At 75.1% G+C, this 15,070-nt stretch carries 13 protein-coding genes; 7 read left to right on the forward strand and 6 right to left on the reverse strand.

The features are described from left to right. The first annotated feature begins 124 nt into the window (after positions 1-124). The 5 genes from K7862_RS14235 to K7862_RS14255 all read left to right on the forward strand — a co-directional run bounded on the left by K7862_RS14235 (position 125) and on the right by K7862_RS14255 (position 7,065). Positions 125-1,204, forward strand: coding sequence for an LLM class flavin-dependent oxidoreductase (locus K7862_RS14235; RefSeq protein WP_308011981.1), 1,080 nt, complete (start codon positions 125-127; stop codon positions 1,202-1,204). Then, positions 1,201-2,052, forward strand: coding sequence for an MBL fold metallo-hydrolase (locus K7862_RS14240; RefSeq protein ID WP_222962930.1), 852 nt, complete (start codon positions 1,201-1,203; stop codon positions 2,050-2,052). Before K7862_RS14235 ends, K7862_RS14240 begins: the two co-directional genes overlap by 4 nt. Further along, a complete protein-coding gene (locus K7862_RS14245; RefSeq protein ID WP_222962931.1) occupies positions 2,049-3,200 on the forward strand; it encodes an inositol-3-phosphate synthase in 1,152 nt (383 codons plus the stop codon). Before K7862_RS14240 ends, K7862_RS14245 begins: the two co-directional genes overlap by 4 nt. 176 nt (positions 3,201-3,376) lie before the next feature. Beyond that, positions 3,377-4,717, forward strand: a complete 1,341-nt coding sequence (locus tag K7862_RS14250) for a D-alanyl-D-alanine carboxypeptidase family protein (RefSeq protein WP_222962932.1) — start codon at positions 3,377-3,379, stop codon at positions 4,715-4,717. 257 nt (positions 4,718-4,974) lie between these two features. Then, entirely contained in the window at positions 4,975-7,065 is a 2,091-nt protein-coding gene (locus tag K7862_RS14255) for a restriction endonuclease (RefSeq protein WP_222962933.1), read from the forward strand. 22 nt (positions 7,066-7,087) lie between these two features. Here the strand turns inward: K7862_RS14255 and K7862_RS14260 are convergent, their stop codons facing one another. Together K7862_RS14260 and K7862_RS14265 are read right to left on the reverse strand one after the other, a co-directional pair. Next, positions 7,088-8,272, reverse strand: coding sequence for an acetyl-CoA C-acyltransferase (locus tag K7862_RS14260; protein ID WP_222962934.1), 1,185 nt, complete (start codon positions 8,270-8,272; stop codon positions 7,088-7,090). A gap of 96 nt (positions 8,273-8,368) precedes the next feature. Then, a complete protein-coding gene (locus tag K7862_RS14265) occupies positions 8,369-8,830 on the reverse strand; it encodes a MarR family winged helix-turn-helix transcriptional regulator (RefSeq protein WP_222962935.1) in 462 nt (153 codons plus the stop codon). Between the two features lie 67 nt (positions 8,831-8,897). Between K7862_RS14265 and K7862_RS14270 the strand changes: the two genes are divergently transcribed. Next, complete coding sequence (locus K7862_RS14270; RefSeq protein ID WP_222962936.1) at positions 8,898-9,305, forward strand: VOC family protein; 408 nt, start codon at positions 8,898-8,900, stop codon at positions 9,303-9,305. A gap of 124 nt (positions 9,306-9,429) precedes the next feature. Here the strand turns inward: K7862_RS14270 and K7862_RS14275 are convergent, their stop codons facing one another. From K7862_RS14275 to K7862_RS14285, 3 genes are all read right to left on the reverse strand, one after another. After that, positions 9,430-9,843, reverse strand: coding sequence for an RNA-binding S4 domain-containing protein (locus K7862_RS14275; protein WP_222962937.1), 414 nt, complete (start codon positions 9,841-9,843; stop codon positions 9,430-9,432). A gap of 67 nt (positions 9,844-9,910) precedes the next feature. Further along, entirely contained in the window at positions 9,911-10,672 is a 762-nt protein-coding gene (locus K7862_RS14280) for an SDR family NAD(P)-dependent oxidoreductase (protein WP_308011982.1), read from the reverse strand. Between the two features lie 48 nt (positions 10,673-10,720). After that, a complete protein-coding gene (locus K7862_RS14285) occupies positions 10,721-11,983 on the reverse strand; it encodes a phosphodiester glycosidase family protein (RefSeq protein ID WP_222962938.1) in 1,263 nt (420 codons plus the stop codon). A 279-nt stretch (positions 11,984-12,262) separates the two neighbouring features. On the opposite strand from K7862_RS14285, the gene K7862_RS14290 reads away from it, so the two are divergent. Further along, the gene (locus K7862_RS14290) at positions 12,263-13,270 is read left to right on the forward strand and encodes a phosphotransferase family protein (RefSeq protein WP_222962939.1); all 1,008 of its coding nucleotides are present in this window, start codon (positions 12,263-12,265) and stop codon (positions 13,268-13,270) included. A 757-nt stretch (positions 13,271-14,027) separates the two neighbouring features. Here K7862_RS14290 and K7862_RS14295 read toward each other — a convergent pair. Further along, complete coding sequence (locus K7862_RS14295; protein ID WP_222962940.1) at positions 14,028-15,029, reverse strand: beta-ketoacyl-ACP synthase III; 1,002 nt, start codon at positions 15,027-15,029, stop codon at positions 14,028-14,030. Positions 15,030-15,070 lie beyond the last annotated feature (41 nt).

Below are 15,070 nucleotides of genomic sequence, written 5' to 3' on the forward strand. Positions count from 1 at the left end.
CTGCCGAACACCCGTGTGCCGGGCGCGCCAAAGATAGGCCTGCCCCCTCTCCTGCCACAAGAGTGCTCCCTTGCGTACGGACGGTGACGGGGAATGAGCGAGTGCGGCCGGTGTTGACCAGGAGGTGAGCTCCGTACTGCGCGACACCCCGTTCTCCGTACTGGACCGGTCCCGCACCCGCGAGATGCCGGGCGGCGGCGCGGACCCCGGTCCGCGGGGGCGGCGGGAGGCCCGGGGGCCGCAGCCGGGCGGGCCGCAGGCGCTGCGTGACACCGTGGCCTTCGCCCGGGAGATCGAGGCACTGGGCTACCACCGGTTCTGGGTCTCCGAGCACCACAGCGTCCCGGGCGTCGCGGGCTCGGCGCCGACCGTGCTGGCCGCGGCGGTGGCCGCCGTCACCTCGCGGATCCGGGTGGGCACCGGCGGGGTGATGCTGCCCAACCACCGGCCGCTGGTGGTCGCCGAGCAGTTCGGCGTCCTGGAGTCGCTCCACCCCGGCCGCATCGACATGGGCCTGGGCCGCTCGGTCGGCTTCACGGGCGGGATCAGGAAGGCGCTGGGCGCCGGCAAGGAGGAGGCGGCGGAGTTCGGCAAGCGGCTCACGGAGCTGCTGGGCTGGTTCACCGGCGCCCAGGACGCGTATCCCCAGGTCCACGCCTGGCCGGCCGAGGGGCTGCGGCCGCAGCCGTTCCTGCTGGCCGTCGGCAGCGGCGCGGAGCTGGCGGCCGCGCACGGCCTGCCGCTGGTGATCGGCGGCCGCGGCGAGGACGCGGTGCTGCGGGCCGTCGACCGCTACCGGGAGACCTTCCGGCCCTCCGCGTGGTGCGCCGAGCCGTACGTGGTGCTGTCCGGAACCGTCGCCGTCGCGGCGACCGGCGAGGAGGCCCGGCGACTGCTGGTGCCGGAGGCGTGGTCGACCGCCTACTCGCGCACCCGCGGCGTCTTCCCCGCGCTCGCGCCCGCGGAGGCGATCGCCGCCCGCACCATGAGCGGGCCCGAGCGGGAGCGCTTCGAGGCGGCGATGGAGGGGCATGTGCACGGCACCCCGGAGGACGTGGCGAAGGCGCTGGAGTCGCTGCTGACCCGCAGCGCGGCGGACGAGTACCTGGTCACGACCAGCACCTACGACCGCGCCGCACTGCTGGAGTCCTACCGCCTGCTCGCCGAAGTGCTCGGAGGAGCACCCGGTACTGTCGTCGGATGACCGCACTCAAGCCGGCCGGGCTCGACGTGCGCTGGCATGCGGGCTGGCCGTCAGCCAAGCACGATCCGGCGCCCGAGATCCAGGTCCACGCCTTCGACGAGAGCACCCTGATCCTGCGGCAGAACATGTCGGTGCACTTCGAAGCGCCCTTCCTCTTCCTGCTGTTCGGGTCCGAGCGGGCCCTGCTGATCGACACCGGCGCGACCGAGGACCCCGCGTACTTCCCGCTGCGCCGGGTGGTCGACGAGGCGGTAACGGACTGGCTGGAGCTGCACCCGCGGCCCGGGTACGGGCTGGTGGTGGCGCACACCCACGGCCACGGCGACCACATCGCGGGCGACGGGCAGTTCACGGACCGGCCGGACACCGTGGTGGTCGGCCCGTCACCGGAGGCGGTGCGGGACTTCTACGGGCTGGCCGCCTGGCCGGAGGGCAGCGCCGAGGTGGACCTCGGCGGCCGGGTCGTCGACGTGCTCCCCGGGCCGGGCCACGAGCCGGCCGCGACCGTGTTCCACGACCGCCGCACGGGTCTGCTGTTCACCGGGGACACCCTGTACCCGGGCCACCTCTACATCCGCGACCTGCCGGCCTACTCCGCGACCGTCGACCGGCTGCTGGCGTTCTGCGAGCGCCACCCGGTGAGCCATCTGCTCGGCTGCCACGTGGAGATGACGACCACGCCGGGGGACGACTACCCGCGCGGCACCACCCACCAGCCCGACGAGCCGCCGTTGCAGATGTCCGCCGGACGGCTCCGCGACCTGCGCCGGGCGCTCGCCGAGACCGGCGGACGCCCCGGCGTCCACCGGTTCGACCACTTCCTGCTGCACATCGAGGGGGACGTATGACGAACGGGCCGGACCGCAGCACCGCGGACGGCCGGGCCGTCCCGGCGGCCGGCACCGGGCCGGACGCCGCCGGCACGACCGGACACGGCACGGTCAACGTCGGCATCGTCGGCGTCGGCAACTGCGCCTCCTCTCTGGTGCAGGGCGTGGAGTTCTACCGGGACGCGCCGGAGGGCACCCCGGGACTGCGGCAGGCGGTGTGCGCCGGATACGCGATCGGCGACGTGCGTTTCACCGCCGCGTTCGACGTCGACACCGGCAAGACCGGACGGGACCTGTCCGAGGCGATCTGGGCGCCGCCGAACAACGCGCGCGCCTTCGCCGCGGTGCCGCGGCTGGACGTCCAGGTGACCGAGGGCGCGCTCGGCGACGGCGTCGGCCGCAGCGCCTCGGGGCGGCTCGACGCCCGCGGGGACGCCACGGCCGAGGAGATCGCCGGGCGGCTGCGCGCGTCCGGCACCCATGTGCTGGTCAACTTCCTGCCGGTGGGCAGCCAGGCGGCATCCGAGGTGTACGCGCGGGCGGCGCTGCTCGCCGGCTGCGGCTTCGTCAACTGCATGCCCGCGGTGATCGCGCGCTCGCCGCAGTGGGCGCGGGCCTTCGCGGACGCCGGGCTGCCGCTCGCCGGCGACGACCTCAAGAGCCAGTTCGGGGCGACGCTGGTGCACCGGGCGCTCATGGACGCCCTCCAGCTCAACGGCGTCGCGCTGCACAGCACTTACCAGTTGCTGGGCGGCGGCAACATGGACTTCCTGAACATGCAGGACCCCGAGCGCATGGCCGGCAAGAAGGCCACCAAGGCGCAGGGGGCGCTGGCGGGCGCGGCGCCCGGCGGCCCGGGGCCGCGGATGCACGTGGGGGCGGACTTCATCCCGTTCCTCGGCGACCGCAAGGTGGCCTTCATCCGCGTCCAGGGCGAGGCGTTCGGCGGGACGCCGGTGGAGGTCGACCTGCGCATGGAGGTGGACGACTCCCCGAGCGCCGCGGGCAACGTGCTGGACGCCGTCCGCCATCTGAAGGCGGCGCTGGACCAGGGCGCCGGGGGTGTGGTGGACCCGGTCTCGGCCGAGCTGATGAAGGCCGCTCCGGCTCCCCGGGACGCGGCCCCCGGCCCCCAGGACCCGGCCGTCGCGCCGGTGGACGCCTGACGGGGATTCACCCGGGTGCGGGGCACTCCGCCCCCGCACCCGGAGGCGCGTTTCCCGTGCCGATGTGACGGCGTGTCGGCTTGCCCCGACGACCCGTCACGGTTCGCCGAGCCGGGGCTCATCCGGATGGCGCTCGCCACCGCGCCATCCCGCGGGGGCGTTCATACGGTGATCGCATGACTGCCATCCGTCCCCCTTTCCACCGATCTGTCCGTGCCCTGACCAGGCCGCTTCCCCGTACCGCGGCGACCCTGGCCGCCGCCTGCGGCCTGTGTGCGCTGTCCCTGGTTCCCGCCACGGGACCGGCCGCCGCCACCGGCGACGGTCACGGTTCCGAGGGGTCGTCGTCGTCCGTCGCGATGGCCGGGGGCGGCGCACTGCTCGCCGAACCGGGCGTGCACGCCCTCCCCCACGACGGGGTACCCGACGTGCCGTCCGGCCTGTCCGCCCTGTCGTGGCTGGTGTCGGACGCGACGACCGGCCAGGTGCTGGCGGCCAAGGACGCCCACCGGCAACTGCCACCCGCCTCGACTCTGAAGACGCTCTTCGCCGACACCGTCCTGCCCCGCTTCTCCCGGGACACCACCCACAAGGTGACCGACTCCGACCTCGCGGACATCGGCCCGGGCAGCAGCCTCGTCGGCATCCAGGCCGGCCAGACCTACTCCGTCGGCGACCTGTGGCGCGGGGTGTTCCTGGCATCCGGCAACGACGCCGTGCACGTCCTCGCGCACATGAACGGCTCCGTGGCGCAGACGGTCAGCGAGATGCAGGCCAAGGCCAGGATGCTCGGCGCCGACGACACCCATGTGGTGTCCCCCGACGGCTACGACCAGCCCGGGCAGGTGTCCTCCGCCTACGATCTGGCCGTGTTCGCCCGGGCCGGCCTGCAGAACTCCGACTTCGCGGAGTACTGCTCCACCAAGTCCGCCGACTTCCCCGGCGGTTACGACGCCCACGGCAACTACATCGACTCCTTCGGCATCCAGAACACCAACCGGCTGCTGACCGGCGCCAAGGGCGTCACCCCCTACCCCGGGCTGGTCGGGGTGAAGAACGGCTACACCACCAACGCCGGCAACACGCTGATCGCCGCGGCCCGCCGCGACGGCCGGACGCTGATCGCCACGGTGATGAACCCGCAGTCCGGTGTGGCGAACGCCGTCTACAACGAGGCGACGAAGCTGCTCGACTGGGGCTTCGAGGCGGCCGGCCAGACCACCTCGGTGGGCACGCTCAACAGCATGCAGCCGGCCACGGTGCAGGGCTCCTCGGCCAGCGCGCCGCTGCCCGGCCGGGAGCTGGGCGAGAACGCGGGCCAGGCGGCCGGGCGGGCGGCGAACCGGGCCGGGAAGGCCGGCGACGCCTCGCCCGCGGTGGGCCACCCCGCCTCCCCCGCGTCCGCGCGCGGTACGTCGGCCTCGGCCACGGCGTGGTACGTCGGCGGCGGACTGGCCGTGGCGGCCGGCCTGTCGGTGCTGGTGCTGCGCCGCAGGGGGGCGGGCAAGGCCCGCTGAGCGGGCCGCCGGAGCACCGGAGACCGGTCGCCGTCCCGAGGGGCGGCGACCGGTCGGCTTTGTCTGGGCCTGCCGGGGCCGGCAGAGATCGCCAGTGACGGACAGCGATCGCCGGCCGGCCGCCGGCGTCACGGCACCTGGAACTGCCGCCGTGACGTGGGCGTTCACCCGGCGATAAGGTCGGATGCCCGGCTGACCTCCGGGCCTCGGGGGGCCGCCGGGCCACCGCGTCCGCACGGAGAGGAAGCCGCCAGCGCATGAGCCGTCGTTCGACCGGGGTGGGGTCCGCGTGGGCGGAGGTCCAGCGTCAGCAGCAGCGCCAGGCGGAGGCGCAGCACCGGGCGCGGGTGCAGCAGCAGCGGGAGGCGGAGCGGCAGCAGCGCGCGGCCGAGCGCGCCCTGGCCCGCAGCCGCCGCGAGCAGCAGGCGGAGTACCGCGCTCGCCGGGAGGAGGACGCCCGCCGCCGTAGCGGTGAACTCGACGACCGGATGGCCGAGTTGGCGAACCTGCTGCGTACGGGATGCGCGGTCCCCGCGTTGACGCCCGCGGACCTGTTCACGCCGGAGGACCTGGAGCCGTTCGCGCCGGGCTCGCTCGCCGAGCCGATACCGGCGCCCCGGCCGGAGCAGTACATGCCGCGGCAGCCCGCCGGTTGGGGCAGCCGCAGGGCGCAGGAGCAGGCCGCGCAGGCGCGGTACGCGAGCGACCTGCGGGCCGCGGAGGCGGCCGAGGCGCAGCGCAGACGCCAACTGGCCGCCTACCAGGAGCAGTACCGCCACTGGGCCGCGCGGCGGATGGCGGAGATCCAGCAGCACAACGCGGGTGTACGGGAGTTGCTCGACGCGGTGGGCCGCGGAGAGCCCGACGCGGTACAGGAGTACATCACCGCGGTCCTGTACGCCTCGCGGGCGTGGCCGCAGGGTCTGCCGCGGCAGGTGTCGGCGTCCTTCGAGGGGCCGGAGCGGCGGCTGGTGCTCAACTGGGAGCTGCCGGGGCCGGGGATCGTCCCGGAGGCCGCCCTGGTGCGGTACATGCCCGGTGCCGATCGGGACAAGGAAGTGGCGCGGCCGGTGGCCGAGCGCCGGGCGGCCTACCGGGACGTGCTGGCGCAGTGCGTGCTGCTGGTGCTGCGGGAGGTGTTCGGCGCCGATCCGTCCGGGCTGCTGGAGTCGGTGGCGCTCAACGGCTTCGTGGACGAGACCGATCCGGCGACCGGGCACCGCACCCAGGTCTTCCTGGCCTCGGTGCTGGTGACCCGGCAGGACTTCACCGCGCTCAACCTGTCCCAGGTGAACGCGGTGGACTGCCTGGAGCAGGCGCTGGCAGGGCAGTTGTCACCGCGGCCGGACAAACGGGCGGCGGTGGCGCCCGCGCGGCTGCCGGGCGCGGCCGGGCGGCAGGTCGCCTCGCAGGGCGGGGACGAGGAGCCGGACCTGCTGACGATGGATCCGCTGGAGTTCGAGGAGCTGGTCGCCGAGCTGTTCCGGGCGATGGGCATGCAGGCGGTCACCACCGTGCGTTCCGGCGACGGCGGCGTCGACGTGGACGCGCTGGACCCCGACCCGATCCGCGGCGGCACGATCGTGGTGCAGGTCAAGCGATACCGCAACACGGTCTCGCCGAGCGCCGTGCGCGACCTCTTCGGCACCGTGCAGAGCATCGGCGCCAACAAGGGCGTCCTGATCACCACGTCGGGGTTCGGTCCGACGTCCCACACCTTCGCGCACGGCAAACCGCTGACCCTGGTGTCGGGGACCGATCTGGTCGAGCTGCTGCACCAGCACGGGCTGCGCGGGCGCCTGGGACCGCGCACGGCCTCCCCCGCCGCGTCCTCCCCGGCCGGCCCGGACGACGAGCCCGACGCGAGCGTGCTCGGGCTCAGGTGGGACGGAGAGGTGGTGCTGGACGTGTGCGCTGTGGTGTGCCGCGGCGGCCGGGCGCTGGACGACGACCGCTTCGTCTTCTACAACAACCCGCGCACGCCGGACGGCACCGTGCGGATGATGCCGGGGCTGGGCGAGGACAAGGCCGCGATCTGGGTGGACTTCGACCGGCTGCCCGCCGAGGCCGACCGGGTGGTGCTGGTCGCCGCGGTCGACCCGGAGGCGAACCCGGACGCCGATCTGACGGGCTTCACGAACGCCCGTATCCGGCTGACCGACCCCACCGGCCGGGAGGCGGACCGTCTGGAGGTGTCCGACGGCCGCCCGGGCGAGACGGCCCTGGTGCTCGGCTCGTTCCGCCGCCGCCCGTCGGGCGACTGGACCTTCGTGAGCGGCGGCAAGGGCTACGGCGGCCCGGCCGCGCTGACCGCGCTGCTCCACGACCACGGGATCGAGGTGGAGTAGCGCGGGCGGCCGGGCGGCGGCGTCAGCGGTCGACGAGGACCGCCGATCCCTGACCGACGCCGACGCACATGGTGGCCAGCCCCCGTCGGGCGCCGGTGCGGCGCATGCGGTGCAGCAGGGTGGTGAGGATGCGCGCGCCGGAGCAGCCCAGGGGGTGGCCGAGGGCGATCGCGCCGCCGGTGGGGTTGACCAGTTCCGGGTCGATGCCCAGTTCGCGGACGCTCGCCAGGGCCTGGGCGGCGAACGCCTCGTTGAACTCGGCCTCCTCCACGGAGCCGATGTCGCGGCCGAGCCGGGCGAGGACCCGCCGGGTCGCCGGGACGGGCCCGAGGCCCATCACGTCGGGGTGCACGCCCGCGCTCGCTCCGGCCGCGTACCGGCCGAGGGACTCCAGCCCGAGCTCCTCCAGGGCCTCCTCGCTGACCAGCAGCAGCGCGGCGGCACCGTCGTTCATCGGAGAGGCGTTGCCCGCGGTGACGGTTCCGCCTGCCCGGAACACCGGCTTCAGCGCGGCCAGCCGCTCGGCCGTGGTGTCCTCCCTGATGCACTCGTCCTCGGTGACCACCACACCGTCGGGCCGGGTCACCGGGAGGATCTCGGCGTCGAAGAGACCGTCCTTGCGGGCCGCGGCGGCGAGCCGGTGCGAGCGCAGTGCGAAGGCGTCCTGGTCCTCGCGGCCGATCCCGTGGCGTTCGGCGACCTCCTCGGCCGTCTCGCCCATCGACAGCACGCCGTGCAGTTGGCTCATCCGCGGGTTGGTCAGCCGCCAGCCGAGCCGGGTGTCGAACGTCTCGATGGCCCGCGGCAGCGCCTCGTCGGGGCGGGGCAGCACGAAGGGCGCGCGGCTCATCGACTCCGATCCGCCGGCCACCACGATGTCGGCCTCGCCGGCGGCGATCATGCGGGCGGCACTGGTCACCGCCTCCATGCCGGAGGCGCACAGGCGGTTGACGGTGGCGCCGGGCACGCTGTCGGGGAGGCCGGCGAGCAGGACGGCCATCCGCGCCACGTTGCGGTTGTCCTCGCCGGCCTGGTTGGCGGCGCCCCAGTAGACGTCGTCGACGCGGGCGGGGTCCAGACCGGGTACGCCGGCCAGCAGGCCGCGCAGGGCGGTGGCGGCCAGGTCGTCCGGGCGCACGGCGGACAGCGAGCCACGCAGGCGCCCGATCGGGGTCCGGCGGGCGGCGGCGAAGTGGACGGGGCGCATCGGGGCTCCTCGGGTGGCGTGGTCCTCTGCGGTGATGCCTGCGGCGGTGTCCGCGGTCGTGCCGCGCCGTCGCACCCATAAACTAGCACTGCAAGTTTATGGGGTCGAGAGCCCGTCCAGACCGGCGAAGACCCGGCTGAGCAGGGCATGGAGGGTGGCCCGCTCGGCCGGGTCGAGCGGCGCGAGGACCGCGTCCCGCACGGCCGCCGCCTGGTCGCTGAGCCCGGCCAGTGCCGTACGCCCGGCGGGGGTGAGGGTCACCACGACCCGCCGGCGGTCGCCGGGGTCGCGGGCGCGCTCGACGTACCCGGGCCCGGCGAGTTCGTCGACCACCTTCACGACGTCGCTGGGGTCGATGGACAGCCGCACGGCCAGCTCCCGCTGGGCGTGCGGCCCGAAGTCGGCGAGCGCCGCGAGCACCGCCATGTGCCAGAGCCGCAGCCCCTGTTCGGCCAGCCGGGCGGCGAGCGCCCCGCGGGCGGCCTTGCCGGTCCTGGACAGCAGGTAGGGGGTGAGGCCGGTCAGTGTCGGCGGTGTCGTCCGGTCCAGCGCATCCATGGGCATATCATAGGTTCGTACCTATCATTGGTGCTCACCTATCATGCGATGAACGCCGGAGGTCCTCATGGACGCGCTCCATCCGCGCCTGCTGGTGCACAACTTCGCCGCGGTCTTCCGCTTCTATGACGCCGTGCTGCCGGAGCTGATCGGCGCCTCCCGGACCCGCGGTGACGTCCAGGGGCCGTACGCCAGTTGGGACGTCGGCGCCCAGGGCGCGCTGATGCTGTTCGACCGGTCGGCGATGGCCGCCGTGCTGGGGACCGAAGAGCTTCCCGCCCACGCGCCCGCCACCCAGGACCGGGCGATGCTGGTCAGCCGGGTGGGGGACGTGGACGCCGGCTACCGGCTGTGCATGACCCACGGCGCGGCCTCGGTGGTCCCGCCGACGGACCGTCCGGACTGGGGGCCGACGATGCGCACCGCGCACCTGCGCGATCCGGAGGGGCACCTCATCGAACTGCAGTCGTACTGACGCGCGCCGGGCCGCGGGCTTCGCCGGACCGACCCGCGGCCCGAGTCGCGTGACCTCTCGGCCCGGCGGCCGCCCGGACCGGGCGGGTTCTCCGGAGGAACCGGGTGCCGGAGCCGGCCGCCGCTCAGCCCGCCGACGGGCGCTGCGGCCGGGCCGGCCGCCCGTGCAGCCGGTCCATCTCCCGCCGGTCCCGCTTGGTCGGGCGTCCGGCGCCCCGGTCCCGGACGCCGAGCGCGAACACGTCCTCGCGCGGGGGCGGCGGCGGGCTGTTGTCCACGAAGCACTCGGCGGCCACCGGCGCGCCCACGCGCTTGGCGATCACCCGGGAGACGACCACGATCCGCTCGCGCCCGGCGTGGTAGAGCCGCACCTCGTCGCCGGCCCGGACGGCCTGCGCGGGCTTGGCCCGCTCGCCGTTGACCCGGACGTGCCCGGCCCGGCACGCCGCGGCGGCCGCCGACCGGGTCTTGGTCAGGCGCACGCACCAGATCCAGCTGTCGACGCGGGCGGTGCCGCCGGTCTCCTCATGACCTGCCATGGGACCGAGCCTACGGCCTGCCCGCCCCGGACCGGCAGCGCATTTCCGCGCGCCGGCCCGGGGACGGTCAGCGGCCCAGGACCGTGCCGCCGTTGATGTGCAGGACCTGACCGGTCACATAGGCGGCGGCCGGCGAGGCCAGGTACTGGATGGCCGCGGCGATCTCCTCGGGGCGGCCCGGCCGGCCGGTGAGGGTGGCGTCGACCCGGGAGGCGACGAACTCGGGCGTGGCGCGGTCGCCGAAGAACTCGGTCTCGCCGACGAACCCGGGCGCGACCGCGTTCGCGGTGACGCCGTCCGCGCCGAGCCGGGCGGCCAGTTCGTAGGTGTAGGCGTGCAGCGCCGCCTTCGCGCCGCCGTACGAGCCGGGCCCGCGGACCGCGGCGATCGACGAGAGGTGGACGATGCGGCCGCCGGGACGCCGCAGGTGCGGGATCAGGGCCTCGGTGAGCAGGACCGCGGTCAGCACGTTGGCGTCGAAGTTGCGCCGGTAGCCGTCGGCGATGCCCTCCAGGGAGCCGTCGGTGGTGAAGGCCACGTTGCCGCCGGCGTTGGTGACGACCACGTCGACCTCGCCGTCCTCGGCGACGGAGGCGACCGCGCGGCGTACCTGCTCCGGCTCGGCGAGGTCCGCGGCCAGCCAGGCGATCGTGTCCTTCCCGTGCCGTTCGCCGATCTCGTCCGCGGCGGCCCTCAGCACCTCCTCGCGGCGGCCGAGGATCACCACCTGGTCGCCGGCGGCGGCGAACGCCGCCGCCGTGGCCTTGCCGATGCCGGTGCCGCCGCCGGACACCACGACACGTCGCTGCTGTGTGTTGGCTGTTGTCACCCGGTCAGCCTATGCGCCGGCGATCACCGGCGGGGGGCGGCGGCTGCCTCAACGGGCGTACACGGCGACGAAGTCGCGGGTGGCCTGGACGTAGTACCGGTCCGGCGGGTCCTCGAAGTCGAGGATGTTGGTGGGCTTGGGGTCGGCCGGGTCCTTGCTCCCGTCGTACGACATGAACGACGGCCAGGCGCGGTTCATGTCCAGCGGCATCGCGCGCACCGCGCCGGCGCGCTGCATCAGGGCGGCGAGGCTGCGGGCGTCGAGCGCCTGGCCCACCACCATGACGATGTCGCCCTGCGCGGTGACGCCGACGCCCGAGCGGGGCACGAACATCTTGCTCTGGTCGCTGACCCCCCACTTCGAGGCGTCGTCGATGTCGGGCACCACGCGGCCGTTGTCGACCATCAGCTCCAGGCACTGGCGGACGCCGACCACGTCCGGGGTCATCCGCACGTCACGGCCCCAGACGCCGAGCTTCATCGAGCCGTCGCGGTAGAAGACCTCGGACGCGGCGCCGTCCCGCAGTTCGCCCGCGGTCCGGCCGTCGAGGTAGAAGCCGCCGCGCGAGCCGCCGTCGGTGATCCGGAAGCCGCCGTTCCAGGTGGCGACCAGACCGGTCCGCTGCCCCTTCGGGATGGTCGGCGGCACGTCGAAGGTGCCGCCGGGCTCCCGGAAGCCGGGGTGCAGCTGGAAGCGCGCGTACTTGCCGCTGATCCAGGCGACCGCCGCCTCGTACGAGGTGTGCTCGCTGTCGGGGCGGACGTAGGTGCCCTGCACCACCGGCTCGCCGTGCGCGCTTGCCAGGGTGCGGTACACGCCCTCACCCGGCAGTCCGGGGCTGACCATGGGCGTCATGGGCGCTCGCAGCGGGATCAGCGGCTGCGCGGCGATGTGGGCGGGCGACGGTGTGGCCGGGGCGGTGTCGTTCATCCGGGCCAGGGCGTCCGGGGACAGCGTGCCGCCGACCTTGGGCGGGTTCATGCGGTACTGCCAGTCCTCCAGCTTGTCGACCACGAAGCCGAGTTCGTGGTCGCGGGCCCACTCGGCGAGGCGGGCGGTGGTGCTGTCCTTGCCCGGGTAGGTCAGGGCCCGGCCCACCGACCAGCCGAGCGTGCCGAGACACACCAGGGTCACCGCGAGCAGGCTGCGCACGGTGATCCGCCGGCGGCGGAGCTGCGCGGGGTCCAGGTCGCGCCGGTGCTTCCACGGCAGCAGCCTGCGGCGGCGCCGCCGCGTCCCGTCCCGGCCGCCGCCGGAACCGCCGGCGCCGGTCTCCTCCTGCGGCTCCGCGATCTGCCCGCCCTGGGTCATGGCGCTCCTTCCGGGACCGGGCCGCCGCCGCTCGTGCGGTCCGACGCCGCCGTGCGACGAGTCCCTTGTCTGAGTCCTCTCTACGGAGGCGGCGGGCACTCCGCCACAGCCGTTAGGCCGGCTGGCGGGCGCCCGGCCGGGGAGCGGCGGGCCGGGCGCCGGGGTCCCGTCCACGGCGCGATCCCGCGTCGTGGCTGGCCTCGTCCCCGCGGGCGTTCGGCCCGCGGCGCGCGGCGAGCGGCTAAGGTGTCCGCCCGGACGAGGCGGGGAGGCCGGGCGATGACAGTCGCGGACGAACGGATCAGCACGTTCCTCGCGCGGGCGGCGGCGGCCGGCGCGCGGGAGGCCGGGGCGGGCGCGGTACGGCGGGTGACGGCGCTGACCGGTGGCACCTACAACGGCCTGTACGCCGTCGAACTCGACGGCGGCGAGCGGCTGGTGCTGAAGGTGCCGCCCCCGTTTGGCCGGCCGCGCCTGACCTACGAGCGCGAACTGCTGTACGGCGAGGCGCTCTTCCACCGCTCGGCGGTCGGGGCCGGGGTGCCCGCCCCGCGGGTGGTGCACGCCGAACCGGCCGAGGGCCCGGGCCGGGAGCCGTACCTGCTGATGACGCATGTGGACGGCGTGCCGTGGTGGGACGTGGCCGAGGGGATGGCGGCGGCCGAGCGGGACCGGCTCAGGACCGGCCTGGGCGCGCTGGTGGCCCGCCTGCACGCGGTGACCGGGCCCGGCTTCGGCTACCCGGCGCCGGGCGGCATCCCGCGGGCCCCGCGCTGGTCGGCGGCCTTCACGGCGATGACCGGCGCGGTCCTGGACGACGCCGAGCGCTACGGCTCCTGGCTCCCGCTGCCGGTCCCTGAGGTCCGGGCCCGGCTGGCCGCCGCGCGCGAGGTGCTGGACGAGGTGACCGTCCCGGCGCTGGTCCACTTCGACCTGTGGCCGGGCAACGTCCTGCTCGACGGGCCGGAGGGTGAGCGCACGATCAGCGGGATCATCGACGGGGAGCGGATGTTCTGGGGCGACCCGCTGGCGGACTTCGCCTCGCTGTCGCTGTTCCTCGGCGACGCGGAGAGCGACCCGGCGTTCCTGGCGGGCTACCGCGCCGCGGGCGGCACCGCGGACCTCGACGGCCCGGCCGCGCTGCGCCGGATCGCCCTCTACCGCTGCTATCTGTACCTGATCATGCTGACCGAGGCGGTTCCGCGCGGGTACGACGCCGAACACACCGCGTGGGTCCGCGATTTCGCCGCGCCCCGACTGGAGGCCGCCCTCGCGTCCGCCGGCTGACCCGAACCGGCGGACGCGACGGCGAGCCAACGGGTCGCCCGGGTCCGCTCGCAGCGACGCGCGGCCGGACCGGACCGAACCGGACCGAACCGGCCGGCGAGGGTGAGGCGCGGCCCGAGTGGCGCCCTGACCGGGGATGACCGGCAGGACGGCCCCCAGGCCGCCGCCGGAGGCACGTCAACCGCGCGGGCAGCCGACGGGCCGCGCAGGGCCGGGGTCCGGCCGGAGGCTGCGGCGATGCGTGCGCCGGGGCGGCAGGGGCCGCACCGGGCCAACCCGGCCACGGGGTCCGGCAAGCGGCGGTTTCAGGCCATCACGCCTCCGTGGCGGCGCGCCTCGCCCGGGTCACGGCCACCCGGCCGCACCAGGCCCGCGTGACGGAGCCGCGGCCGGCCGCGCCGGACCCGCGCCGCCAGCCGGCTGAGAGCGCGATCACCGTGGCCGGTTCTCATCTCCTCCTCAGAAGCCTCTGAGACGATTCCCGCGCGGTGCCCGTCCCGCGCCGGCGATCCGTTGCCGGCCGCGTGTCCCGCGCCGGTGAACGACCCGGGCGAGCCCGGGATCCCCGCCGGCCGGCGGCCTGACAGCGCCGGCCCGCGCCGGAGTCCCGTTCCTCCGGGTGAACACACCAGGCGGCGGTGGTCCCAGGATCACCGCCGCCTCGTGCTGTCCGCGCCCCGTCCGCGGCCGGGCGGCGATCCGGGCTCCGGCGACGGCGGCAGGCCGCGCCGAGACGCGGCCGGCGGCGGGGTTCACGTCACGGCAGGACCGCGGTCACCGCGGCGTAGGAGAGCCCGGCGCCGTAGCCCAGCAGCAGGGCGGTGCCGCCCGAGACCGCGGCGCCGGAGGACAGCACGGCCTCCATGGCCAGCGGGATGGAGGCGCCGGAGGTGTTGCCGCTGGTGACGATGTCCTTGGCGACGGTCACCCCGGCGGGCAGGCCCATCGACCGGGTCATGCTGTCGATGATGCGGACGTTCGCCTGGTGCGGGATGAAGGCGTCCAGTTCCCCGAGTTCCACACCGGCGGCCTCGAGTGCCCGCCCGGCGACCTTGGCCATCTCGTAGACGGCCCAGCGGAAGACCCGCTGGCCGTCCTGGCGCAGGGCGGGGAAGGGGTGGCCCGGCTCCTTCTTCAGGGTGTCCCAGGGCACGCTCTGCCGGATCGCGTCCGCCTGCGACCCGTCGGCGCCCCACACCGCCGGGCCGATCCCGGGGGTCCGCGAGGGTCCGACGACGACCGCGCCGGCGCCGTCGCCGAAGATGAAGGCGGTGGAGCGGTCGGTCAGGTCGAGGATGTCCGACATCCGTTCCACGCCGACCACCAGGACGTTGCCGCCGCGGGCGCGGACGGCGTCGGACGCCAGCACCACGCCGTGGACGAAGCCGGCGCAGCCCGCGGAGATGTCGAAGCCGGGTGCGCCGCCCGCGCCGATGCGGTGGGCGATCTCGGTGGCGATGGCCGGGGTCTGCATGAGGTGGGTGAAGGTCGCCGCGATGACGCAGGTGATGTCGGCCGGGCTCAGACCGGCGGCGGCGACGGCCTTGTTCGCCGCGTGTTCCGCCATGACGCCCAGCGTCTCGTCCGGTCCGGCCCAGCGGCGCGACACGATGCCCGTGCGCGAGCGGATCCATGCGTCGGAGGAGTCGATGTGCCGGCACACCTCGGCGTTGTCGACGACGCGGCGGGGGCGGTAGGCGCCGACCCCGAGGATCCGGGTGTACGGGGCATCCGCGGGCGGGCGGAACTCAGCTTTCATCGGAGCCTTCCGGGTGTCGGCCGTACGTCGGCCGGCATCCG

The sequence above is a fragment of the Actinacidiphila acidipaludis genome, from assembly GCF_019890725.1.
GTDB classification, from domain to species: Bacteria; Actinomycetota; Actinomycetes; order Streptomycetales; family Streptomycetaceae; genus Actinacidiphila; species Actinacidiphila acidipaludis.